The 24,763-nt window shown below is 38.5% G+C and carries 19 protein-coding genes and 1 riboswitch; of the genes, 10 read left to right on the forward strand and 9 right to left on the reverse strand.

The genetic code is table 11. The features are described from left to right. Window positions 1-42: 42 nt before the first annotated feature. Window positions 43-1,401, reverse strand: coding sequence for an ABC transporter substrate-binding protein (locus tag AC2TDL_RS05060; protein WP_484699106.1), 1,359 nt, complete (start codon window positions 1,399-1,401; stop codon window positions 43-45). 280 nt (window positions 1,402-1,681) lie between these two features. On the opposite strand from AC2TDL_RS05060, the gene AC2TDL_RS05065 reads away from it, so the two are divergent. Next, complete coding sequence (locus tag AC2TDL_RS05065; RefSeq protein WP_484699107.1) at window positions 1,682-3,460, forward strand: sensor histidine kinase; 1,779 nt, start codon at window positions 1,682-1,684, stop codon at window positions 3,458-3,460. Window positions 3,461-3,489: 29 nt separating this feature from the next. Continuing rightward, window positions 3,490-5,115, forward strand: coding sequence for a response regulator (locus tag AC2TDL_RS05070; protein ID WP_484699108.1), 1,626 nt, complete (start codon window positions 3,490-3,492; stop codon window positions 5,113-5,115). Between the two features lie 22 nt (window positions 5,116-5,137). On the opposite strand, the gene AC2TDL_RS05075 is transcribed toward AC2TDL_RS05070, so the two are convergent. Beyond that, complete coding sequence (locus AC2TDL_RS05075) at window positions 5,138-5,836, reverse strand: TM2 domain-containing protein (protein ID WP_484699109.1); 699 nt, start codon at window positions 5,834-5,836, stop codon at window positions 5,138-5,140. Between the two features lie 395 nt (window positions 5,837-6,231). Between AC2TDL_RS05075 and AC2TDL_RS05080 the strand changes: the two genes are divergently transcribed. Then, the gene (locus AC2TDL_RS05080; protein WP_484699110.1) at window positions 6,232-6,666 is read left to right on the forward strand and encodes a CHRD domain-containing protein; all 435 of its coding nucleotides are present in this window, start codon (window positions 6,232-6,234) and stop codon (window positions 6,664-6,666) included. Between the two features lie 125 nt (window positions 6,667-6,791). Here AC2TDL_RS05080 and AC2TDL_RS05085 read toward each other — a convergent pair whose 3' ends face one another. Then, window positions 6,792-7,322: a hypothetical protein gene (locus tag AC2TDL_RS05085; protein WP_484699111.1), complete on the reverse strand. Its 531-nt coding sequence runs from the start codon at window positions 7,320-7,322 to the stop codon at window positions 6,792-6,794. Between the two features lie 121 nt (window positions 7,323-7,443). Continuing rightward, a riboswitch (cobalamin riboswitch) is annotated at window positions 7,444-7,623 on the forward strand. A 188-nt stretch (window positions 7,624-7,811) separates the two neighbouring features. Here AC2TDL_RS05085 and AC2TDL_RS05090 point away from each other — a divergent pair. Genes AC2TDL_RS05090 through AC2TDL_RS05105 form a run of 4 tightly spaced genes read left to right on the forward strand, consistent with a single transcriptional unit; the run spans window position 7,812 to window position 11,554 of the window. Next, window positions 7,812-8,825, forward strand: a complete 1,014-nt coding sequence (locus AC2TDL_RS05090) for an ABC transporter substrate-binding protein (protein WP_484699112.1) — start codon at window positions 7,812-7,814, stop codon at window positions 8,823-8,825. 1 nt (window position 8,826) lies between these two features. Then, window positions 8,827-9,858: a FecCD family ABC transporter permease gene (locus AC2TDL_RS05095; RefSeq protein ID WP_484699113.1), complete on the forward strand. Its 1,032-nt coding sequence runs from the start codon at window positions 8,827-8,829 to the stop codon at window positions 9,856-9,858. Further along, on the forward strand, window positions 9,855-10,649 hold the full coding sequence (locus AC2TDL_RS05100) for an ABC transporter ATP-binding protein (RefSeq protein WP_484699114.1): 795 nt from the start codon (window positions 9,855-9,857) through the stop codon (window positions 10,647-10,649). Before AC2TDL_RS05095 ends, AC2TDL_RS05100 begins: the two co-directional genes overlap by 4 nt. Then, a complete protein-coding gene (locus AC2TDL_RS05105; protein ID WP_484699115.1) occupies window positions 10,646-11,554 on the forward strand; it encodes a LysR family transcriptional regulator in 909 nt (302 codons plus the stop codon). Before AC2TDL_RS05100 ends, AC2TDL_RS05105 begins: the two co-directional genes overlap by 4 nt. Window positions 11,555-11,951: 397 nt before the next feature. Here the strand turns inward: AC2TDL_RS05105 and metE are convergent, their stop codons facing one another. Continuing rightward, the gene (gene metE / locus AC2TDL_RS05110; protein ID WP_484699116.1) at window positions 11,952-14,222 is read right to left on the reverse strand and encodes a 5-methyltetrahydropteroyltriglutamate--homocysteine S-methyltransferase; all 2,271 of its coding nucleotides are present in this window, start codon (window positions 14,220-14,222) and stop codon (window positions 11,952-11,954) included. A 224-nt stretch (window positions 14,223-14,446) separates the two neighbouring features. On the opposite strand from metE, the gene AC2TDL_RS05115 reads away from it, so the two are divergent. Beyond that, a complete protein-coding gene (locus AC2TDL_RS05115) occupies window positions 14,447-15,976 on the forward strand; it encodes an FAD-dependent oxidoreductase (protein ID WP_484699117.1) in 1,530 nt (509 codons plus the stop codon). 128 nt (window positions 15,977-16,104) lie between these two features. On the opposite strand, the gene AC2TDL_RS05120 is transcribed toward AC2TDL_RS05115, so the two are convergent. The 3 genes from AC2TDL_RS05120 to AC2TDL_RS05130 all read right to left on the reverse strand — a co-directional run bounded on the left by AC2TDL_RS05120 (window position 16,105) and on the right by AC2TDL_RS05130 (window position 19,737). Next, a complete protein-coding gene (locus AC2TDL_RS05120; protein ID WP_484699118.1) occupies window positions 16,105-17,244 on the reverse strand; it encodes an ABC transporter permease in 1,140 nt (379 codons plus the stop codon). 13 nt (window positions 17,245-17,257) lie between these two features. Beyond that, window positions 17,258-18,013 carry an ABC transporter ATP-binding protein gene (locus AC2TDL_RS05125; protein WP_484699122.1) on the reverse strand — a complete coding sequence of 252 codons (756 nt, stop codon included), beginning with the start codon at window positions 18,011-18,013 and terminating at the stop codon, window positions 17,258-17,260. Window positions 18,014-18,738: 725 nt separating this feature from the next. Further along, window positions 18,739-19,737, reverse strand: coding sequence for a cell wall hydrolase (locus AC2TDL_RS05130; protein ID WP_484699123.1), 999 nt, complete (start codon window positions 19,735-19,737; stop codon window positions 18,739-18,741). 505 nt (window positions 19,738-20,242) lie between these two features. On the opposite strand from AC2TDL_RS05130, the gene AC2TDL_RS05135 reads away from it, so the two are divergent. Further along, the gene (locus AC2TDL_RS05135; RefSeq protein ID WP_484699124.1) at window positions 20,243-20,674 is read left to right on the forward strand and encodes a GreA/GreB family elongation factor; all 432 of its coding nucleotides are present in this window, start codon (window positions 20,243-20,245) and stop codon (window positions 20,672-20,674) included. 73 nt (window positions 20,675-20,747) lie between these two features. Here AC2TDL_RS05135 and AC2TDL_RS05140 read toward each other — a convergent pair whose 3' ends face one another. Next, window positions 20,748-22,946, reverse strand: coding sequence for an alpha-galactosidase (locus AC2TDL_RS05140; RefSeq protein WP_484701047.1), 2,199 nt, complete (start codon window positions 22,944-22,946; stop codon window positions 20,748-20,750). 76 nt (window positions 22,947-23,022) lie between these two features. Continuing rightward, window positions 23,023-24,063, reverse strand: coding sequence for a LacI family DNA-binding transcriptional regulator (locus AC2TDL_RS05145; protein WP_484699125.1), 1,041 nt, complete (start codon window positions 24,061-24,063; stop codon window positions 23,023-23,025). A 238-nt stretch (window positions 24,064-24,301) separates the two neighbouring features. Here AC2TDL_RS05145 and AC2TDL_RS05150 point away from each other — a divergent pair, with 238 nt between their 5' ends. Further along, entirely contained in the window at window positions 24,302-24,691 is a 390-nt protein-coding gene (locus AC2TDL_RS05150) for an MmcQ/YjbR family DNA-binding protein (RefSeq protein WP_484699126.1), read from the forward strand. The last annotated feature ends 72 nt before the right edge of the window (window positions 24,692-24,763 follow it).

Genomic DNA, 24,763 nt, shown 5'->3' on the forward strand with positions numbered 1-24,763 from the left:
GCGGACCTTGCTCCGCCTCTTAGCTCATTTACAGGACACTAACTAATTGTTTAAAACTTGTGCTACTCGTTCGTTCATATTTTGAATAGCTTCATCGATCGTTGTATTTTTTGTCATAATGTTGTCATGGTTTTCATTTAGAATAACCTCAATATCTGCACTCTTTTCATGCAGCGGCATTTCTAAATAAGTTTTATACGTGTTCAAAGCTTCTTTACTGTTTTCGTCTTGTGGGAATCCATCAATGCTAGAAATATATTTAAGAACTTCATCATTTTTAATAGCTGGAATTGTACCAGTGGAAGCAATAACCTCTGCCCCTGCTTCACCAGTTACGAATTTTAAGAAATCAAGTGCTGCTTCTTTATTTTTAGAGTTTTTGTTAACGGCTAGCGAAGTAATTGTACCTAATGTCGTACCTGCTTCTACGCCATCTGGATGAGGATATTTGACAATTCCCCAGTTAACAGCTTGAGACTCACCGCTTTTGACTTTTTCGATTTGCGTAGCGATGAACCAGCTGCCCATGTTCAACATTGCAACGGAGTTGTTGTAGAACACCCCAGAATAGTGCGTGCTAGATGTTTTTAATGTTGCATAGTCCATAATGATACCATCATCTTGCATTTTTAAAATGCGCTCATAAGTTGGTTTCAAGAAGTCATAAGTGCCGTCAACAATCGTATGTTGACCGTCCAAAATTGCAAACAATTGAACAGCACTGCGCCATGTGTGATGGTGAGCGCCATATACTTTGTCAGCTCCAGAGCCAGAAGTTAATTTTCTAGCTAGCTCCTCGTATTCATCCATCGTCAAATCATTGTCTGGATAAGGAACTCCCGCTTTATCAAATAAATCTTTGTTATAGAAAAGTACCCAGAAGTCACTGCGGAAAGGAAGCGCATACACTTCGTTGTTTATTGAAATTTGCTCTACTGTGCCGCCATATAGATCAGTATTAATGCCTTGCTCACTAATAAAGCCGTTAAGCGGTTCCAAATGATTTTGTTTAACTAGGTTCGCATAACCTGGAATATCTTTAATTGCAAGTACATCAAGATCTGCTCCGCCCGATAATTGTGTGCTTAACATAGTCATATAATCGGTAGAGCCAAGGTCGACGTATTCAATCGTAACGTGAGGATTTTCTTTAGTGTAGGCTTCAATAAGTGGTTCATAGTAAGCTGTTGCCTCCCAGTCCCACAGTGCCCATTTGAGCGTAACAGGTTCTTTTCCTGTATCCGCAGGAGTCGATGCATTGCTTGTTTCTGTCGTCTTTGGCGTGGCTGTAGGTGTATTATTCGAACCGCCATTACTGTTGCTGCTGCTTGAACAGCCAGCAATTAAACCTAAAGCAAGTACAGCAGACAAGCTAATTCCTACTGTTTTTCTGAAATTCATTTGCATACCCCTTTTCTTAATGATTTGATTGAACCAGTTCAAACTTAAGAACTTAATAGAAGTTTAGAATATCTTTAAACTAATGTGGATATAAAATTATCAGCTTAATATTCACTATCTTACTAAGTAAAGCGTTTTCAAAATGAAATCCTGTAATATCTTTCGATAAACCTGTAATTTTTTCTTATTTTCTTTACTCACTTCTATTAAATTTATAAGCTATGATATGATTAGACTAGTGTGTGTAACGTCAAGAGCTCCCCATATGGAGGTATTGCGATTGAAAAAAACGAGACATACGAGTATTAAAAGTCGAATTATTTTAATTATGACCGTTTTTGCACTGCTAATCGCTTCTCTCTTGTCCATTTTCAGCTATGAGCTAATTTCCTACTATCAGCGAAAAACAGCGGTGCAGGCAGCAGAATTTAACCTGCAACTTGTTGCCAATATTATTCAAAAAGATTTAAGCAACCTATCTACTTTAGCGATGACAGCCAGTGCTAATTCTAAGACCAACACCTTACTCGCAGATTATTTCACTTCAAACAGCGCAACAGCAATGGATGCAATTAATGTATACAATTCTATGCAGGAGGACTTTCGAGCCAACTATTCCAACAATTATGTACGCAGACTTGTCGTTACAGACAATGCAGATAAATTTATTCAAGTCGATAATGTATCGAGCAGCACAATGCAACCATTAAACAGGCATAATGTTCATTTGCTAACGACGATTAAACATGCAAAGACAACCTATTGGGGACAGGTAATCAAAGACCCTTTTTCGAACTCAACCGTAATTCCTTTTATATTTCCTATATATAATCAAAGCAAAATAATTGGCACTGTCTATTTGCTTGCTTCTACTTCGGTAATTACTGATAAGCTGCAAGGCTATACGCTACCGCCTGGTTCGCAATTGCTATTAACACTGGACGATACCCGTTATGAAATTGAAGGAGAGCGCATCACATCCCTTTCTGTCGCTCTTGTTGATACCGCTTACATTAATGATTACTCAACTGGATCACAAACTGTCGTTTCACAAATAGAAACAGAGGACGGAACTCGTGGCATTAGTGTATCCTATCCGGTTACAGATGGCATTACACTAACACAAATTTTAGCTATGAATCAACTAACTTCACTGTCTAATATATGGATTTTACTAATGATCGGCGTATCTTGCTTAGTACTTACCCTTAGCGGCATTATTATGGTTTACTTAACTCGCACAATTAGTAACCCAGTAGAAAAGCTGAAAAAAAGAATGGATAAAATTGCCCAAGGACAATTTTTCGTAGACAAAATGATTGAATGGAATAATGAGCTTGGCGATGTAGGCAGAGGAATAAATAAGCTTTCTCAAGATATTGTTGCCCTAATGGAATCTCGGTTAGCAGATGAAAAGCAGAAGCAGGAGCTTGAATATCGCATGCTGCAAAGCCAAATTAATCCTCATTTTTTATATAATACACTCAACTCAATTAAGTGGATGGCTACTATTCAAAATGCTTATGGGATTGCCGAAATGACAACCTCATTATCAAGATTACTACGCAATATTACAAAGGATATTCGTAAATTAGTCACACTCCGTGAAGAACTGGAGCTGCTAGATGACTACTTTCTAATCCAAAAATATCGCTATGGAAGCATGATTACATTAGAAAAGCATATACTCGCAGAAGAACTGCTCGAATGCCTCATCCCTCGCTTTTCTTTGCAGCCTATTGTGGAAAATGCAATTTTTCACGGTATTGAACCAAAAGGCTCCGGCGGAAACATTGATATTACAGTTAAGCGTAGCGGATCATTTGACATGCTTATCGTCATCGAAGATAACGGAGTTGGAATTGAGCAAGAAAAAATAGAATCTATTCTTTTAAAATCTGACTCAAATTCGGCAGATCTTATGACACATCTAGGGTTAAGCAGTGTTCATGAGCGTTTGCGCCTTGCTTTCGGTCCAAAATACGGTCTAGTTATTGAAAGTGAGCTATCAAAATATACAAGAATGTCCTTATTATTACCTGCCAAAACCAAGGAATGAGCCAAAGGCATGTTCAAGGGGGAATGACAATGATAAAGCTATTAATTGCGGATGATGAAACGCTAGTCTGTGTAGGGCTGCAATCCATGATCAAATGGGAACAATACAATATCGAAATTGTCGGTACCGCGCAAAATGGCGCTCAACTAGAGGAAATGATTGATCATTTACGCCCTGATATTGTCATCTCAGATATTAAAATGCCTGTCAAAAGCGGGCTTGATGTAGCCAAAAACGTACGAAAAAAATATGGTCGCATTCCGCTCTTTATTATTTTGACTAGCTATGAAGAGTTTCATTATGCGCGTGCTGCGATTGATGTTCAGGCGGCCGATTATTTAGTCAAGCTGGAGCTTACTCCGCAAGCGCTAAGCGACTCGATTGTGAAAGTGATTGCTAGACTTGAAGAATATCGTGAGCTTGAAACTTCGCCAAGTTTGGAATATCGCAGCAATCTCAATGCTCAGCGAGATAAATTTTTTATTCGCTTGTTTAACAATTTATTTGAGAACCGAAACCAGTTTTTACTGCACAAGGATGATCTTTCAATTGAATTATCTGAACCAGCTTACACTGTATGTGTTTGTCAAATTCAAGAGCCAGATACTGTTCCGCCGCATGGTGACAAGCTAGTGGCGCTTTGTTCTAGTACTTTGCAAATGGCAAAAAACACATTGCAATCCGACCGTCCTTGCTTTGTAACAGGTCTAGATTTACGCAACTTTGCAATTACAATTCCGCTGCCTACTACAGATCCGCTCGGTTGGATGCCCGAGGTGGAGAAGCTGCTAGAGCATATGGCAGTAATTTTACGAAATTATTTTAATGTAACGATTATGGGAGCAATTGGCCATGCAGTAAAAGATGCTTATCAAATTCGAGATAGCTATCAGGTCGCACGTCAAATGCTGCCTCAAGCTGTTCAGCATAAAGGATTTATTTTTTATACAAGCAACAAGTCTAAACATGAACAAGCAATCTTTGATTTCTCTGCAATGAGCTCTGAATTGCGTCGCGCCTTCGAAGAATATGATACCTCTGCACTGCATGCGGTTATTACGAAAATGATTGAGACGTTTAAGGGCAGGCATGATGCACTCGTATCTGCAATTGATGCTTCCTGTAATGTTTTATTTATGGCAACTGCAATGCTAGCAAATGGGAGAGACATGGTAGAGAAGATTTTTGAGGACATGCCTGAAGGGTATCGCAGCATTTACCAAATGCATACGATAGAGGATGTCATTGATTGGCTAACACGCTTTAGAGATGGCTGCTGCGAGTTTCTTTCCTCGCATAGACAAAGCTATAAAGCACAAATTGTAAATAATGTGCAGGACTATATTAAACGCAACTTAAATGTAAAACTTACACTCAATCATGTTGCCGATGTGTTTAACTTTAGCCCTAATTATTTAAGCTCTCTGTTTTCAAAGGTAGCAAAAGTAAACTTTGTAGAATACATTACCGAGACAAAAATCGCTGCTGCAAAAGAAATGATGATGCGCGGAGAAGGACGAATATATGAAATATCGCAAAAGCTCGGCTACGACAACGCCTTTTATTTTAGTAAAGTCTTCAAAAAAGTAGAGGGCATTTCACCAAGGGAATTTTTACAGCGGCTTGAAAATGATTCGACGGCTCGCAAAGCATAAACTGCAAGCCGTCATTTTTTTATTAACGACTGTATTTTCGATGAAACTCTTCTTTGCTCACTAATAAATAATACAATGCCTCTAATATACTTACGACAAAAGGAATATACGTCCATATAAAAAGAATATAAATTATCCCCCAGCCTGGTCGTCTTAAATAAAATTTATGCAATCCAATTGAACCAAAAAAGAAAGCTAGAAGCGCTGCGATATATTTATTTTTTGGATTACGGTACTGCATCACATAAGGTCCAGCATTACCTTGCCAATATCCTTGATCATACGACTGCATAGGCGGCGGTGGCGGCGGTGGAGACTGATATTGGACTCTCACGTTCACATGAGAATGTTTAATTTGACCATACTCATGTTGTTGGTACTCCGTATATTGTCGATAGTGTCCCTGCTGCCACTCTGATTGTTGATGCTGCTGCTGGAATTGTCCTTGCTGCCACTCTTGCTGATGATATTGCTGATATTGCCCTTGATTTTGCTCTCGTTGATGATTTCTCCTTTTTATTTTTCTAGCTTTTGGCTGTTGCGACGCTGATTGCTCCCTAGACGACTGCTTCTCCTTTGCTTCCTGCAAATCTTCTTTTACCTTTGAAGTGGTATTAAATAAATTAGGCATTGCATCCTCAAGTCTCCCATCACAATAATTACATCTAGTAAGATGGAGAGCAATTGGGGACTCACAGTGAGGACAAGTTCTAATGCTCATTCGTTATCACTCCTTTAAGTCAAGTCTGGCTTTCCCTCTTAAAGTGTTCTTGTGTAAACTTCTCGTTTCTTTGCAGAATTGCAAGTATAGCTAAGCATCGGTAATTAATATCGAATGAATGGATAGCAATATATAGTACATTGTAACTCATTCATCTATATATGAAAATTACTTACATTTTTTCTTTGTTACATTATGTACGAAAACTCCCTCACTAAAGTGGCATTTCTCCTAAAATTTTGCTTCATAAATTATCACTTCTTAAATTACATATAGCTTTCTCTTTTCTATTAAACACGTAAATCTACCTATTTTTTAGCAAATAGACTGCTATACAAGCTAATTTAGTTGATTGGAATATAGTATAGTATCTTTAAGTTAAGGAGTGAAATTCATTGAGCAAATTATTTAAAGCATGGTTAACTGGATCACAAGAAGTGCCAAGTGTGTCAACAAATGCAACAGGAAAAGTACTATTTAAACTTAAAAGAGTGAATGGCAAATTCAAACTATTCTATCTAGTTAAAGTAAAAAATATTGCAAATGTTACTAGAATTGACTTACAACTTGGCAAAGCAGGTCATAATGGTCCTCGTATCTATAACTTGTATGGTCCAACTAACCCTGGCATCTCAGTGAATAAAGGTGTCGTATTCGGCGAAGTTAAACCAAGTAAATTTGTAGGGCCATTGTCTGGTCACTCCCTATTTAAGCTAATCAAATTGTTCTTCAAGAAGAAAGTATATGTAAATGTTCACACTACTCAACATCCTTCCGGTGAAATTCGCGGGCAAGTTAAACCTGCTCATCGTTGCTGGAAAATTTCCTAACTAATCGCAACTAGACTTAACTCCCTTTCAAGTGTTTGCAGCGCCTTTACTATCATTCGTAACAGGACTGCTAAACATCTTTGCAAGGGAGTTTTTTCTTTTATGCATTAACTGTATTCATTTTTCTATTTAGATTTTCCATATGATTTCGAAATAAAGGGTATTTCATTTACATCGCTAAGCTTATTTGCTTCAATTGCCAGTACGAAAAATACATTCGCCAGCAATCCTAAAAACATAAATAAGATTTCTGGCACTTCTTTTTCTAAGCTAACTTTATGCAGTGCCCTATAGCTTTTTTTAGCCTCAGAACGACACAAGTGTAAGCTGGTAGCCGTACTATGACCTTGTGGTAGGACAAATTGATGAATTTTTTCGCCAGCACACTGCACAAATTCGTCATAGATTTCATTGAGCCAATCTAAATCTGCTTGTTCAATAGCCAGTCTTCCACGCACAGAGCCGTTAGCATGATAAACCAAAGGCTGAATACGTTCTAAAATAGCCGTTATTTCATCAAATTTTTTGTCACACTTTAATATACTTATCGCATGACCAATATGAGTTGTTAAACAATCCGTTCTTATTTCATAGTCAACTAAACAGCTAGCCTCTCGCATAAAAGGATAGGATATATAGCGCCAGTCCTTTGCCATAAAATCACCTCAAATTTATGAATCATTTAATGCTTTTAACTATATATAACTCTAGTTTCACTGTAAACGTCAAAATTCCATCATTTGATTTTTTCGCAAAGTATGCTACAGTATAACTAAATTGAATACAGGATGTAAAAGTGCTTATCGAAGGATAAGGTAAAAGGGAAACTAGTGAAAATCTAGTGCAGCCCCCGCTACTGTAACGGCGTATGAACCTACAATACCACTGAGCAATCGGGAAGGTGTAGAAGTAAGATGATGCCGAAGCCAGGAAACCTGCTTTTACATAACGGATGGATCGACTTTTCGGTGGGTGAAGTACGGCGAAAATTTTAGAGGATTAGTTTGTCTTCTATACGATTAAAGCCTATTTTCTTACGAAAATAGGCTTTTTTTATTTCGTTCTCCTTATCTTCGATTTAATATCTGCTGTTTTCCTGTATTTCTACTATCTACAAAAAAAGATAAGAGGGAGAGAGATTTATTATGAAAGTACTTAAGCATTTAGTTATGCTGCTCTTAGTGTTATCATTAGCAGCATGCGCACAAGAAACAAAGCAAGAAAATAACACCACACCAACGTCAACACCAACTTCAGAGGTTACGAATAATGAAGCGACATCTTCGGTAAATGAACAATCAACTTATCCAAAAACTTTTATCGATGGTCGCGGCAAAGAAGTAGTGATTGCCTCTAAACCAACTAGAATTGTTTCAACAACTTTAGCTGTCGATGAATATTTAGTAGAGCTGGCTGATATTTCTAACATTGTTGCTGTTACTGGCTTGTCGACTGATCCATCCATTTCTAATGTAGCAGGTAAAACTGATGAGATTGAAACTAAATTTGAAACTGTTACTGCTGAACAAATTTTAGTCCTGCAACCTGATTTAGTTCTTGTCCCATCCTATGTTAATCCTGAAGTTTTAGATCAATTAGATGCTGCTGGAATAACAACTTATCAGGTCGTTGACGATTCCTCATTTGCAGGAATTTTTAATTCAGTAAAAGTAATTGGGGATATGATTGGAGAAGAAAAAAAAGCAGAAGCATTGTTAGCTGATTTAAATACACGCTATGAACAATTAAAAGCAAATGCAGAAAAGGTGACTACTCCGAAACGTGTCCTTTATTATACAGAATATTTGTCTAGTGTAACGGATAATACAACAATTGGAGAAATGATTAATCTTGCAGGCGGGAAAAATGTAGTTGCTGAAGCCGGTATTGTCGGTGATGACTACCCTGACTACCCAAATATATCAAAAGAGCTGCTTGTTTCACTTAACCCTGAAATCATCTTTACTACTGCATGGGGATCGGCTGAAGGCGAAGAACCAGCCTTCGTTACAGAATGGAAAAACGATCCTGCATTAGCAACAGTGGATGCAATTAAAAATAATAAAATCTATGTCCTAGATAGCGCTAATGTAACAACCGCATCTCATTTCGTTATCGAGGGTGCTGAAGAAATGAAGTCCATTTTAGCAGGAGAGTAGTATGCTGAAATCATATAAAACTGCATCTTTATTTGCTCTATTATCTTTCATATTACTTTCAAGTATCGTCATGTCCACCATGCTTGGTGGCGTGACGATTCCTTTTATTGAAACGATTAAAATATTTATCTCTAAACTGCCCTTTATAAATACTCATACTGAATCGATGTATACCCAAATCATTATGCAAATTAGATTTCCTAGAGTACTGGTCGCTGGCTGTGTTGGTGCCAGCTTAGCTGTCTCAGGTGTTGTTATGCAAAGTTTGTTTAGAAATCCGATGGCAGATCCAGGCATTATAGGGGTAGCTTCAGGCGGTTCACTCGGTGGAGTTATATCCATTTACTTTGGTTTTACTGCTATAGGCAGCTTTATGACCCCACTATTTGGCTTTTTAGGCGCATTTATTACCTTATTTATTGTATATTTTATCTCCACACAAAATGGTAAAACCTCTATTCTTACATTATTATTAACAGGAGTAGCATTCAGTTCATTTTTTTCTGCATGTACTTCGCTTATTTTGACATACTCAAACATTGCTCAGCTTCAGCAAATTTTATATTGGTTAATGGGAGATTTAAATGGACGAGATTGGGATCATTTGCGATTATTGATTCTTCCGAGTATCGTTTCTTTTATTATTTTCATTTACTTTCGCAAAGAACTAGATATTTTACTGTTAGGGGAAGAAGAAGCCGAAAATTTAGGGATTAATGTACAATTCACAAGAAATTTCTTACTAATTATCGCTTCGTTGTTAACTGGAGTAAGTGTTTCCCTCACTGGAGCAATTGGTTTTGTTGGTTTAGTTGTACCGCATATGATAAGACTGTTAATCGGACCTTCCCATCGTGTACTTATCCCAGCAAGCATATTAGGGGGAGCCACTTTTTTAATATTAGCCGATCTTGCTGCCAGACTCATTATACGACCGGCTGAAATTCAAATCGGTGTAGTGACGGCATTTGTCGGTGCCCCATTTTTTATCTACCTAATTATTCAAAATAAACGTAAGGAGCATGAAAAATGAACGCTATTGAGCTTAACAAAGTAAAATTCAGACGTACTTCTCATACTATTTTTTCACAGTTTTCCGTAACGATTGAAGATGGAAAATTTATTGCCTTACTAGGACCTAATGGAACGGGAAAATCCACATTATTAAAGCTGATGTCTGGTTTACTTGCTATAGAACAAGGCGAAATACGTTTATTTGACAGAAACATTAAAGAGCTATCCGCTATAGAAAGAGCTAAAATCATCTCGTATATGCCGCAGTTTTCGCAAACGCTAGCTGAATTTACAGTAGAACAGATTGTAGCGATGGGGAGATATCCTCATAAAAAACGCTTTTCTTCTTGGAATAATGAAGATCAATCTCTTGTAGAGCATGCCCTAACAATGGCTGAAATTACTCATCTTAAAGATAGATACATTACCCGCTTATCAGGCGGAGAACGTCAACTTGTTTATTTAGCTAAAGCTATTGCTCAAAATACCCCTATTTTGTTGCTTGATGAGCCAACCTCTGATTTAGATATTTATCATCAAATTGTCGTGACGAATATTTTAAAGAAATTGCAAGCAGAGGGAAAAACAATTGTAGCAGCAATCCATGATATTAATCTTGCTGCACGTATATGTGACAGCAGCTTATTAATCCGCGAGGGCAATATCGTCCAATATGGCAATCATGACTTGATCATAAATCATGAATCGCTAAAACAAGGTTTTCAAGTTGAAAGCTATATTTACACTGAAGGTTTAACAAATACTAAACAGATGATACCTTATAATGCTATAAAGGAGCTGAAGGGATGACATTACAGCAGCTAAAATATGTATTAACGATTGTCAATTGCGGCTCAATTAGTGAAGCGGCCAAGCAACTATATATATCCCAGCCAAGTCTTTCCAGTAGTATAAAAGAACTTGAGCAGGAGCTTGGCATTGAAATCTTTATTCGTTCAGCGAAAGGAATTGCCTTAACGAATGATGGAGTTGAATTTTTATCGTATGCTCGTCAAGTGATCGAGCAGGCAGAGCTTCTTGAACACCGCTACATGAGCAGCAAGCAGCCCAAAAAATTAGTATCTATTTCTACGCAGCATTATGCGTTTGCAGTAAAAGCGTTTGTGAGCCTGCTTAATGAGCTGAATGAAGCTGAATATGAGTGTACGTTAAGAGAAACGCGCACATCAGAAATTATTGAGGATGTCTATCAATTCCGCAGTGAGTTAGGCGTTTTATTTTTAAGCTCATATAATGAAAAAGTGCTTAGAAAGTTGATGGATGATAAAGATTTAACATTTATCCCTTTATTTGAAGCAAAGCCGCATGCATTTATAAGCGAGCGACATCCACTTGCTGCAAAAAAGGTCATTACCCTCGAAGAACTAGATCCATATCCTTGTTTAGCGTTTGAGCAAGGAGAAAAAAACTCTTTTTATTTCTCTGAGGAACTCTTAAGTACGATGCATTATAAGAAGAAAATTTTAGTCAGTGATAGAGCCACGCTATTTAATCTGCTAATCGGGTTAAACGGCTTTACAATTAGCTCAGGTGTGCTAAATTCTGATCTTAATGGCACGCAAATAAAGTCGGTAAGAATAAAAACAGATGAGTCAATGTTAATTGGCTATATTATCAATAATAAAACGAATTTAAGCCCGCTTGCACTTCGCTATATTGAGGCGCTCAAAGCTAGTATTGAGGCTACGGAATAGTAGACTCTGCAGTCGCTTTGCATCGCTTCGGAATCAGTTAACCCTTGCCGTCGCTTTTTAAAGCTGATGCTTTTAATGATTTTATTGTTAGCATCAGCTTTAAAGGCGACCCACTTTCGTTGTCCAGGGTTAACTATTCCTCCGCTAGTTGTTTTTTTCTGCCCCGCTTCGCTGTCCAGGGTTAACTATTCCTCCGCTAGTTATTTTTTTCTGCCCCGCTTCGTTGTCCGGGGTTAACTATTCCTCCGCTAGTTATTTTTTTCTGCCCCGCTTCGTTCTTCGGAGCTCACTTTCCTCTGCTGTAGCTGTTTCAGGTTTCTTAGCTGTTTCTATTTGCGTACCGTTTCCAGTATCTATCCAACGTTCATCCTCATTTGGCTTATCTTATTTGGTCTCTTCAATTAACCCTTTGTTTAAATAGCTTAGTTGCTTCAACTAGGTTAGCAAGGGATGCCCATGTTTCATGTTCACCGCGTGTTTTCAAACCGCAATCTGGATTAATCCATAGCTTGCTTATGTCTACTTTACTAGCTATTCTAGCAATAGCCTGCTCCAGCTCCTCAACACTTGGAATACGTGGAGAATGGATATCATATACCCCTGGACCTACTGCAGTTTGGAAATTAACTTCATGTAACGTATCTATAATGCTTAAATCTGAACGTGAAGCTTCAAAGGTAATAACATCTGCGTCCATTGCGTCGATTTCTTCAATAATATCGCTAAATTGGCTATAGCACATATGTGTATGAATTTGTGTTTCAGGCTTCACCTTGCTATGAGTTAAGCGAAAGCTTGGAATAGCCCAATCTAAATACTCTGTATGCCAATCTGATTTTCTTAGCGGCAGTTTTTCTCGTAATGCGGCTTCATCAATTTGAATAATTTGAATACCATGTTTCTCTAAATCTAGCACTTCATCGCGAATAGCAAGCGCAATTTGATAAGCCATTTCTTTTAAACTAATGTCTTCTCGCGGGAACGACCAATTTAGTATTGTGACGGGGCCAGTCAGCATTCCTTTTACATATTTACTCGTTAAGCTGTTAGCATAAACCGAGGTTTCTACCGTAATCGGACGTGAACGTGATACATCTCCCCAAATAATCGGCGGTTTTACGCAACGAGTTCCATATGATTGCACCCAAGCGAATTGAGTAAAAATAAAGCCATCTAGCGCTTCACCAAAGTATTCAACCATATCATTGCGTTCATATTCCCCGTGTACCAGTACATCAAGCCCAATTAACTCTTGCTTTTCAATACAAGCTTTAATTTTTTCAAAGTTAAATTGTTGATACTGCTCCTCTGTAATAGAACCTTTCTTATATGCAGCACGATTTGCTCGAACATCCGCCGTTTGCGGAAATGAACCGATTGTCGTTGTTGGCAATAAGCCAAGCTGCAACACTTCTTTTTGAATTTGTTCACGTTCACAAAGACTCGGCAAACGAGTAAAGTCTTGCTCTGAAAGCTCTGCAATTTGCTTTTTTAACTGCTCATTACGGACAAAACGTGCTGTTTGTTGCTGTGCCTGGTTAGCTAAATAATACTTATGTTGAGCGGGCTGAATAGCTTCTAAAATTGTTTGCAGCTCAGATAGTTCATTAAGCTTCTCCTCAGCAAAAGCTAAGTGTCTTGTAATTTCATGACCAAGCTTTGTTTCATGCGCTACTGTGTAAGGTACATGCAGCAATGAGCAAGAAGTGCTTATGACAACCTTAGCGACATCAGTTAATTGACGAATAATCTGTAAAGTTTGTGCGTAATTATTTCGCCAAATATTTTTCCCATTCACTACACCTGCAAATAGAATTTGCTCCTTATTCCAGCCATACTGTTTAATCAATTGAAGCGAATGTTTTCCTTCAATGAAATCTAATCCTACGCCATCAAACGGCAACGACTGAATAACGGTAAAGCAATCTCTTACGTCGCCAAAATACGTTTGCAGCAGCAGCTTGCTTGTCGTTTTATAAGCCAATATTTGTTTATAAAGATCTTTAAATAGCGCAATGTCTTGCTCAGATAAATCAGTAACAAGCTGAGGTTCATCAAATTGAATCCATTTCACACCTAACGCTTCAAGTTTATGAATTAGTTCAATATACGCTTGTCCTAACTGTACTGAGAAATCTCTACTAGCTTTTAAGCCCGTATATTTTGCTAGCTTTAATAGTGTAAATGGTCCTATTAACGTAGGTTTCGTTTCTATATTTAATGCTTTAGCTTCTAAATATTCATTAATAATTTTAGAGCCTGCTAGCTTAATTTCTGTACTATCTTCGATTTCAGGAACAAGATAATGATAATTTGTGTTATACCATTTTTTCATAGCTAACGCCTTTACATCGCCTTTGTTCCCCTGGTAGCCTCGTGCCATCGCAAAGTAAGTATCCAGCTCATTAAGCTGCAACTTCTGATAGCGTTCGGGAATGATATTAAAAAGTAACGCAGTATCAAGCACACCATCGTAATATGAAAAATCATTAGAAGAAATAAAGTCGATTTTATTGCTAGACTGCTTTGCCCAATGAAGCTGGCGTAATGACTTCGCTGTCGCTTCAAGCTGCTCCAGTGTAAGTTCTTGTTTGAAATAAGACTCAAGAGCAAATTTTAATTCTCGTTTAGTTCCGATCCTTGGATAGCCAACTACTGCTGTTTTCATGTTTACCACTCCTTTTATTTGTTGGCATAAGTATATAGGAGCAGGGATATGAAATGGTAATATATAAAAACTATTTGCAGGTATAACTTTTTTGTATAGCAGCCGCTTAATCCAATTTTTCCTTATTACCTAAATAAAATAAGAGTAAAGCCTCAAACAATACATATATTTTTATCAATAGCAAATAATAACAAAAAAACAATAAGAAAGGTGACATCATCCAAATGGCTAATGAAGCATCAACATTGCCACAATATCCAGAGTCCTATTGGCTTAACTCCGTGACATTGCCACACTTTCCTGCGCTTACTGCCGATGAAAAAGCAGATGTGACCATCGTTGGCGCAGGAATCACTGGAATTACGCTTGCTTATTTGCTAGCTAAACGAGGACTCCGTGTTATTTTGTTGGAGGCAGGAAAAATATTAAGCGGTACAACAGGACATACCACTGCTAAAATTACAAGTCAGCACGGCTTAATCTATGACGAGCTTATCGCTCACTTTGGAGTAGAACGAGCTAGGCTTTACTATGAAGCCAATGAGGAAGGTTTCAATTGGATTAAAAATACAATCGCCGAACATCAAATTGATTGTCAGTATCAAGAGGATAGCGCTTGGCTTTATACAAAATCGGTCGATTATATTCCTCAGCTAGAGAAGGAACTGCAAGCCTATGAAAAGCTGAACATGAATGGCAGACTTACAGACCGCAGCCCGCTTCCTTTTGAGATTAGAGCAGGACTAGTGATGGACAAGCAAGCACATTTTAATCCTGTGCAATATCTTACTGCACTATTAAAGCTTGCTTTACAGCATGGGGTTAAAGTATATGAACATACGCAAGCGATCAATGTGGAAAAAGGCGATCCTGCTTATGTCATGACTAGAGAAGGACATCATGTATATAGTGAGCATATCGTTTCCTGCTCACATTTTCCGTTTTATGATAATATGCAGTTCTTTTTTGCTCGCATGTATGCGGAACGCTCTTATGCAGTTTGCTTTTTACCGGAGCAGTCATACCCTGGCGGCATGTATATCAATATTGAGCAGCCAACTCGTTCGTTGCGGGAAGTAGCGATTAATGGCGTGCAATATGTAATTGCAGGCGGTGAAAATCATCCAACTGGTCAAGGAATCTGTACGATTAAGCATTATGAAGCATTGCAGCAGTTTGCAGAGCAAAGCTTTGGCGTGCGCGACATCCCTTATCGCTGGTCAACTCAAGATTTAATCACACTGGACAAGCTGCCATTTATCGGGATGACTAATGAGGATCCGCAAATTCTTGTGGCAGCAGGCTATAAAAAATGGGGGATGACAACTGGAACAGCTGCTGCCATTATGTTAGATAAAATGATTAATGATGAGGAATCTCCATATGCTGAATTGTTTGGACCATCTCGCTTTTATGCAGACCCTACCTTAAAAACTTTCTTTACCTATGCAGGAAATACGATCAAGCATATGGTAAAGGGGAAATTATTTCTCGATAGTTCCCAACATCCTGAGGAATTAAATAAAGGGGAAGGCTCCGTCGTTAGCTTAAACGGAAAACGAGCGGGTGCCTATCGTGATGAGACAGGCAAGCTTTTTGTTGTTGATACAACCTGCACACATATGGGCTGCGAAGTTGAGTGGAATAGCGGGGATTTATCATGGGATTGTCCGTGTCACGGCTCTCGCTTTTCCTATGACGGAACCGTGCTTAATGGACCGGCAGATAAACCGTTAAAGCGACTTGATGCTTAAATGCCGTTCGTAGCTTCATATCCTTTACCATCTGCTTATTGCCATTCACCAATTACAAAAACCCCGATACAAAGAATCTATATTTCTCTGCATCGGGGCTGTTTTCTTTCTCATTTATGTTATAAACGTTAGAGCGTAAAACCTAATACAACTAACCAAATAATTATTCCTGGAACAGTTAAAATATTTGTTGATAATTTTTTAGCTTCCTTTGTTATTTGACTATCAGTAAGATATAACTGAATATATTGCTCATTAATCCATTGTCCCCATTGCATATTCAGCCACACTCTTTTCAAAAAGACAAGTCCTACCGCAACTGCAATTGCACCAGTTCCCCCTGTTAAAATTATCGCATAACTTCCACTAACAATAATCGTAAGTCCAACTCGCAATATATTGGTTGAACGGAGCAATGCTTTAATTCTAAGTTCACTCACTGTATAGACAAGATTACTGTTTTTAAATAGTTTTTGCGAACTGCGAAAAATCCAAGGCTTCTTACGTCGCTTCGATGGTCTTTTCTCTTGGACTTGACTAAGTAATATACTTGTAATGCTCATCCTAAAATCAAGCTCTTGTTGCAGTTGCTGATTAAAAGGTAGCGGCCTAGCGATATAGCGCCATAGACTAACAATTACCACGACAAGCAAGCCGAATAATAATAAACTAAAGTCCCATTGCTTAAAGCATAAGCCGTAAGCTGGCAATATCCATATCAATGTAATAACAGTAATTTGAATAGTAAAAAATATAGTACGCTGCCACCATCTGCCTTTTTTATGCAAAATAGGGCTTAACATCAACATAGTCATGACTACTCCGATGCTGTAGATAAAAAACAGAACGATATCCATGAATGTAAAACCGTTTGCTTGTACTAAAAATGGGCTTAGTAAACAAATAAGCAGAGATATTCGAACAATAGTCATAATAAAACTATAGCCTAGCCCCCACTGCTTCATTACTTTAAACCATGCTTGACGCTGTAAAAGAAGCAGCTGATCAGCTTCAGCTACGCCTACATATGGTTTAGTTCCCATTGCAAATATACTTACAAGGGCAATCATTATCCATTCCCAAGATATAAAGTTAGCCCAATCGGGAAATCTCCGCCATAAATCAACATATAACCCAATACCAACTACGATCAATGGCACGACAAAATATACCCAAACTGACCAATCTAAAACTGAATTGAAAGACTTCGTTATAAAGCGAGCATGCTGCTTTAAACGAATAAAAAATAATTTTGTTGGAGTAAGCATATCTGTATCTCCTTTACTCGTTACGCTTTGTTGTTTTAGCTTCACTTGTTAATACATGAAAGCAATCAAACAACGAATGCTGGCTACTTAAACCAGCTTGCATACGGAGCTGCTCTAAATTACCGCTTGCAACAATTGTACCTTGATGCAAACAAATAAAGGAGTCACATAAACGTTCAGCGCTGTCCAAGACATGCGTGCTCATCAATACAGCCGCACCGTTACTTCGCGCTTCATTTAGCAAACTAATAAAATCAAGCGTAGCTTGTGGATCTAGTCCAATAAACGGCTCGTCCACTATGTATAAATCAGGCTCTAACATAAAAGCGATAATAAGCATTAGCTTTTGCTGCATTCCCTTAGAAAAGCTGCTCGGATAATGATGCTTCTGCTCAGTAAGCTTAAACTTCTCTAATAGTCGCATACCACGCGCTTCAAATTCTGCTTGAGATAAGCCATTTACCGATGCAGCCAACCATAAATGCTCCCATAATGTAAAATAATCATAATAAATCGGCTGTTCAGGAACATAAGCGTATGTCCCTGTTTCTCCATCACTGCCTAACTTAATCTCACCTTTACGATAAGGAGCTAAAGACATAATCGATTTAATCGTTGTACTTTTTCCCGCGCCATTCGGTCCTATTAGTCCAACTAATTGTCCTGCCTTCACTTCAAAGTACAGGTTAGATATTGTTGCTTCCTTCTCCTTATATCCTGCTTCCTCTAATGCTACTTTTAATTGAACTTGCTGCTCTCTATCACTCATGCTGTTTCCCTCAAATCAAATCATAAAGCCTAAACTATTAAAATCTTACCATGAAATTCTATACGCACTTGATAGAAAAAAAGTTACATCTATTCAACACACAATACATAAACACTATTAAAGAAATTGAAAATTTTTCTCAATTAGAACTTGATTAATGGTGAAAGTCATGTTATTATAGTTTATGATAATGATTATCAATATCATTATAAAGGTTACTCACCTCCTTTACATGACGTATAACGTTTATTCATTCCTGTTGTCCTCTCCATTAACGATAATCCATTGACCTAGAGTTGAGCGCTGCAACTCTTGATGATCAATGTAGGAATGAGTTACGTCATAGGTCTGTACCTAGGTGTGCAACAGATGGAATGGAGCCGCCATCTCCAACCATCTAACACTAAAGTTGCCATCACAAACCATGTATTAGCTCATATCTAACCCCATAGCATGAGCCAATATGAGTGGCTCCAGTATGTTTTAACATAACTGGAGCCACTCGTATTTTAAACCGAGAATGTACTGGGGAATTAACTTTAAGTACAAATAGTTCGTACCAATCGACACATGAAACGATATTGAGAGGAATGAGTGATACAAGTCACTACATATCCATATATAAAAAAGCACATCACTGGATAACATCTAGTAATGTGCCTTTAATTAATGCGTAACTTATAAAAATAAACACTATTGAATGACTATTCTAGTAATCTATTAATTTATTTAGCAAAACGATGATTGCCGATCGTAGTGATCACCGTCAAGTTATCCCAGAACGAGCCTTTAGAGTACTTCGGATTAAAGAAGTAAACTGCGTCTTCAACATTGTTTTTGCCGTTTAAAGCATCTTTAGTAGCTCTTAGCACACTCTCATTTGGCTTGCTTCGATCGAGCAGACCGTTATGTGCTGGCGGGAATTGTTTGCCGGCATAAATCACTTCTTTAATCGAATTAGGAAATTTACTATTCTTCACTCGATTCAATATAACATTGGCAACTGCTAATTGACCTTCATAGCCTTCATAGCCCGATTCTACTTGCACAAGCTTGGCTAGCAGTTGATATTCTGCTTCCGTATAGCTTTTTGCCTTATTCTCAAACACAGAAGGGATAATAACCGCTAGCTTCATTCCATTTTTAATTGAATCCTTGGAAGAGAAACCATTGCGTGTAACAACCTGTGATTGCGTCAATGAATATCTTGCACTAATATCCGCTAATGTGTTGTCTTCGCTTACGACTTCAAGCGGAACACTTTCTAACGTAACTGTCTTGCTGCCTTCATCCCAAGTTACATTTGCATGTAAAAACTCTGCAATATAACGGACTGGAACAAAGAATCTGCCCTCGTACAAATACGGTGCAGCGTCCATAACGTAGCGTTGACCATTAAAATAAACCGTTGGTACTCCGTCACCTAAAATAATCTCATCATTGCTTTTGGAAATCAATGTTGCTTCCATCGTTGATGAATCCCACTCTAGGGATGCACTAAGCTCGCTAGCTACCAAAGCAATTGGTAAATACAATCTTCCGTTGACCATATGTAATGAAGAATGCAATGTTATCTTTCTGCCATCTAAAATTAAATTTGATCCAGATAACTCTCGCGAATCATGAGATGATGCCGACGCTGCTAGTGGAACTGCAGTAAGTAGAATAATCACTAGCATTGCTAGCACACTTAATCTGCTTACTTTTAATGTTTTATTTAACATAATTCCTCCTAGTTTTACCTTAACAACTTGTTAAGGAACTGTCTGTTAAGCATTATAGCATAGCGATTTAGGCATTTTGGATTAGGTTTATCTCATAGATGAAGTTTTCATGAAGATTGCTAAGCGTTTTCATTCTCACTGTATTCTCATTACGATTTTCTCAAACTCTGTGAACCCCTTGCCAGGCTTGGATTTGCCAAGCCATACTCAAAGCTTGCAGATCTTTTTCGGACAAGCGAAACATTCCTGAAAATTTTTTTGTTTTTTTCATCATTTTCATATGACTTGAAGGGGAAAATGAGTAATTTCTTAAAAAAATGAGAAAGCATTAACCCTTCTCATTAAGATGAACTAAAATCCGTTCCATGTTAATATAAAGTAAGACCCTGGTTTTATCGCTAGGGTCTCTTAAGTATATAAAGTTAATTACAGGAGGAATGAAATATGAGGCATCAGAATGAGCGCTTTTGCTTACAGATGGCAGCTGTTGGGAGGGATATCTACTATGAACCATAGATCTCAATGGGAAAGTGAAAAAGCAAGATTATTGCAGCAAATTGAAGATGTTGAAGAAATTCGCAGTAAACAAATGGAGCAGTATATCCTGCAGAACAGCATAGAGCATAAACGATTAGAGCAATTGTTGGATAACTATATTCAACACGTCAAAGGGATGATTTCGCAGTATGAGCCTCCAGAGCAGCAGCTCGTATTGCTCAACCAAAAAATTGAAATCCAGTATCTTGAGGATGGCTTTATCGATACCCTATCAATCGTGCTTCCTAATGATGTAGATCCTGAACAAGGAAAAATATCATTGCTGTCACCAGTCGGCAAGCAGCTACTGCTTGCCCCGCTTCACAGTTTACTTGATATTCAAACTCCTGCAGGGCCTGCACGAATTAAAATAATGTCAATTTCGCCACTAGCTGCATAGTTGGTAAAAAAGAACAACCGTCACTTAGTCAAGAGCTTTCGCTCCTATAGACGAAATGACGGTTGTTTTTTTATTAGTTAACAGCTCTTAAACGATAAATCACACTTTGGAAATCGCCATAGAAGTGAGGCTTCGCCAATCCTGCATAAAGCAAGTGACTACCTCCATATACGCCAAGCTGCTGTCCTTCATAAACCTCATATGTTTTGTTCGGATCTAATCCTTGTAAACGGAAGAAGCCAATTGGCGGGTTAGGCTCCTGCAAAACAGTAGCAAACATTACGAAAGCTTCATTTTTGTCTTTGGAAACAAACATCCAAGCTGTATCGTTGCCTTCAAATGGGCTAAGCAAACGATAAAAGTCGCCAAATTGCACGATGTGACGAATTTGTTTGTAAGTTTCTACTTGCTGCTTAACAATCTCCTTCTCCTCATCAGTGAATTTAGAAAGATCAAGCTCATAGCCAAAGTTCCCAGACAATGCTACATTACCGCGTGTTTCAAGCGATGTAATACGATTTACCTGATGGTTTGGAACTGCTGAAACATGTGCCCCCATCGAGCTAACAGGATAAACGATACTTGTGCCATATTGAATTTTCAAGCGAGACACAGCGTCCGTATTATCGCTAGTCCATGTTTGCGGCATATAATACAGCATTCCAGCATCAAAACGACCGCCGCCGCCAGAGCAAGATTCAAACAGAACATGTGGGAAGCGCGACGTAATCGTCTCCATTACATGATATAAACCAAGCATATAGCGATGTGCTGTTTCACGCTGACGGTCAGCAGGCAGAAGCGCTGAACCAATTTCAGTCATATTGCGATTCATGTCCCATTTAACATAAGTAATTGGTGCGCTCGACAAAACGTCGGAAACTGACGAAATAATGTACTCCTGCACATCTTGACGAGATAAGTCGAGAACTAGCTGCTTTCTTGCTTGCGTACGATCGCGCCCTTCGACATGCAAACACCAATCTGGATGCTGACGATATAGATCGCTATCAGGAGATATCATCTCAGGCTCGAACCATAGTCCAAATTGCATTTCCTTTGCTTTTACTTTAGAAACGATGCCTTCCAAACCATTTGGCAGCTTGTTTTTGTCAACTACCCAATCACCTAAGGAACAATCATCATTATTACGTTTGCCAAACCATCCATCATCAAGCACGAATAGCTCAATACCAAGCTCTTTACCAGCATTAACAATACGTTCAAGCTTTTCTTCATTAAAATCAAAGTACGTTGCTTCCCAGTTATTTACGAGGATTGGACGAACTTGATCACGGAATTGCCCTCTAATTAAACGTTGACGATATAGGTCGTGGAAGCGACGTGACATACCGCCAAGTCCTTCATAAGAATGAACCATAACAACCTCTGGCGTTTGGAATACTTCTCCAGCATCCAGCTTCCAGTTAAAATCAAACGGATTAATCCCCATAAATAGACGTGAATGGTGATATGGATCAACCTCTACCCCAGCAATAAAGTTACCGCTGTAAACAAGATTAATTCCATATACATCGCCGTATTGCTCTGTTGCCCCTTCACTTAGCAGTGCAAGGAACGGATTTTGCACATGGCTGCTTGCCCCGCGACGGCTTTCAATTGATTGCATGCCTGGTTGCAACTTGCGACGATAAACATGACGCTCACGAATCCATGTTCCAGATAAATGAAGCATTTCATAGTTGTAGCCTGGCAAATCTACATTCATACTTAGGGCACGTTTCAGATTTAGCACCTCAGTACCTTCATTGCGATATTGTACCGAGCGTGTAATCGCAGCATAATCACGGAATACCGTATAGGATAATACAATTGCTGCATTCGTTTTCGCATCACGCAAAGTAATAAGCAATGTTTGCGCCTCATCCTCTGCTTCAACATAAACGGCTGGTAAACCAGATAGCTTAGGTTTTCCTGTAATAATTTGATGAGATTCATATAAGAAATTAGTCACTGTGCTGCCATCAGCTAACTGAAACTGATAAGCAGGAGTACGGAAATCTGAATTTCCGTAGGCTGGAAGCTCCTGTTGCAAAGTATCTAATGAATAATCTAATTGATTCAAATCTGTACTAGGTGTAAACGATGGACGCTGTGCACGAATATGCAATTTACTGTAATCGCTTTCTTCAATTGCACGACCCCAGTATAAATGAGCTAAATGCCCCTGATCTGTTATCTTGAGCAAATAGCTAGTATCCACTGAACGAAGGTGAAAAATTTTAGAATCCTCATAAAAAGTAATCATTATATTACCTCCCATTGTTGTTAGTTCTTAGAGCTAAGGCTAAATTAAATCATCAATTTCAATTTTTTGCAGTAAGCTGCTAATTAAACTCAGTGAGACGCTGACAGCTATCTCGCTCAATAAATGTAGTCGCGATTTTTACCTGCAATGCTGCTTCACGTCCTTCCAGTCGCTCCATCAATAGCTTGACTGCAGTACGACCTAGCAGCTCTGCATGTGCTCGCACTGTCGTCAGCGGGGGAATAACAAAGCCAGCCAGCTCGATATCGTTAAAACCAACGATGCTCATTTCCTTCGGAACTTGAACACCGTTCTCATGCAAAGCTCGCAGTGCTCCAATCGCCATTGCATCACTTGCAACAAGACAAGCGGTTGGTCGTTTATCCATCGACAAAATTCGCTTCATCGCTTCATAGCCACCTTGCGATGACCAATCTTCGACTTCCTCGATGCATTCATATTGTTGTCCATATTTTTGCTTCATTTCGAGGAATGCACGATGACGCTGCTCCATCCCGCGCCGCAGTTGCCCAGCATTTTTTAGTGAATGAATATACTCTACACCGCCAATAAAGCCAATATCTCGATGGCCGAGTTCATACAAATAACGATATGCCTCTTCAACTGCACCCTCAAAATGAAGATGCACCGTATCGCAATCATAGATAGTTTCACTATGATTGACGAATACTATCGCATTAGACTTAGGGAACACTGTTAGTACTTCATCCACTTCAATCGATCCAACAACGATCAATCCATCTAGTGAGGATGCAACTTGCTCAACCTGCACCAAATCACCACGTATGACTTTGCTAATATGCAACCCATGTTCCTCACAATGCAACTCAATCCCACGTCGCACTGCTTTAAAATAAGGATCATTATTCTCTTCATCAGCAGTCGACCAAAATAGCAGCCCTATTTCTGTAATGGAACGTTGCAATTCTAGCTTTTGTTTTCGCAATTGCTTAGGCTTATATCCAAGCTGCTCGGCAATTACAAAAATTCGTTGCTTCGTCTCAAGACTTGTACTTAATGTTGGATCATTATTTAGGACACGCGAAACTGTTGCAGTTGATACTTGTGCGAGCTCCGCAATTTGTCGAATGGTTGCCATATGATCCCCTCATTAATTTGTTTAGTTAATATTTTTACTTAACGTTATCTATAATATAACTAACATTTACTATTCTTGCAAGCGTTTTTTTTATATCGCTTACATATTTCTTTACTCGCCTTCACCACATTATTTGACCAATCATGCAGCATGCCTTCATAATAAATAGAGAACATATAATGGCAGACGGAAAAGCATACCGTAATTTACCAAGGAAAAATTAAGGAGGATTATTGCTTTGCTTGAACCATTAAAAAATGAAAAGATACTATCGAGCTATGAGGATTTGCAGCAATTTTGCCAAACTTTTGCTGGAGTAACAGCAGAATTCCCTTTTGGTCCAACCCCCTTAGTTATGAAGGTTGCCGGTAAAATGTTTGCGCTAATTAGTCCAACTGAGCCTTATCCAACAATATCGTTAAAGGGAGATCCCTTTATGAATGAGCTGCTGCGTGCGCAATATGCATCAATCAAACCAGGCTATCATCTTAATAAGCAACATTGGATAACGATTGAGGTAGATGGAACAATACCTAATCAAGAGTTGCAAGAGATGATCACAAACTCCTATCAATTAGTTTTAAAAAAATTGCCAAAGGCTGTACGAGCTCAATTAATAAACGAATAAAAAAGCTGTTCAGTTTGTCAGTTCCAATCTGACTTCTGAACAGCTTTTTCACGCTTTGGAATTAGATTGCCT

The organism is Paenibacillus sp. plas6, assembly GCF_057221655.1.

Coding starts and splice junctions, on each gene's coding strand:
- AC2TDL_RS05060 (WP_484699106.1), bottom strand. CDS start 1,401: ATGAATTTCAGAAAAACAGTAGGAATTAGCTTGTCTGCTGTACTTGCT.
- AC2TDL_RS05070 (WP_484699108.1), top strand. CDS start 3,490: ATGATAAAGCTATTAATTGCGGATGATGAAACGCTAGTCTGTGTAGGG.
- AC2TDL_RS05075 (WP_484699109.1), bottom strand. CDS start 5,836: ATGAGCATTAGAACTTGTCCTCACTGTGAGTCCCCAATTGCTCTCCAT.
- AC2TDL_RS05085 (WP_484699111.1), bottom strand. CDS start 7,322: ATGGCAAAGGACTGGCGCTATATATCCTATCCTTTTATGCGAGAGGCT.
- AC2TDL_RS05090 (WP_484699112.1), top strand. CDS start 7,812: ATGAAAGTACTTAAGCATTTAGTTATGCTGCTCTTAGTGTTATCATTA.
- AC2TDL_RS05095 (WP_484699113.1), top strand. CDS start 8,827: ATGCTGAAATCATATAAAACTGCATCTTTATTTGCTCTATTATCTTTC.
- AC2TDL_RS05100 (WP_484699114.1), top strand. CDS start 9,855: ATGAACGCTATTGAGCTTAACAAAGTAAAATTCAGACGTACTTCTCAT.
- AC2TDL_RS05105 (WP_484699115.1), top strand. CDS start 10,646: ATGACATTACAGCAGCTAAAATATGTATTAACGATTGTCAATTGCGGC.
- metE (WP_484699116.1), bottom strand. CDS start 14,222: ATGAAAACAGCAGTAGTTGGCTATCCAAGGATCGGAACTAAACGAGAA.
- AC2TDL_RS05115 (WP_484699117.1), top strand. CDS start 14,447: ATGGCTAATGAAGCATCAACATTGCCACAATATCCAGAGTCCTATTGG.
- AC2TDL_RS05120 (WP_484699118.1), bottom strand. CDS start 17,244: ATGCTTACTCCAACAAAATTATTTTTTATTCGTTTAAAGCAGCATGCT.
- AC2TDL_RS05125 (WP_484699122.1), bottom strand. CDS start 18,013: ATGAGTGATAGAGAGCAGCAAGTTCAATTAAAAGTAGCATTAGAGGAA.
- AC2TDL_RS05130 (WP_484699123.1), bottom strand. CDS start 19,737: ATGTTAAATAAAACATTAAAAGTAAGCAGATTAAGTGTGCTAGCAATG.
- AC2TDL_RS05135 (WP_484699124.1), top strand. CDS start 20,243: ATGAACCATAGATCTCAATGGGAAAGTGAAAAAGCAAGATTATTGCAG.
- AC2TDL_RS05145 (WP_484699125.1), bottom strand. CDS start 24,063: ATGGCAACCATTCGACAAATTGCGGAGCTCGCACAAGTATCAACTGCA.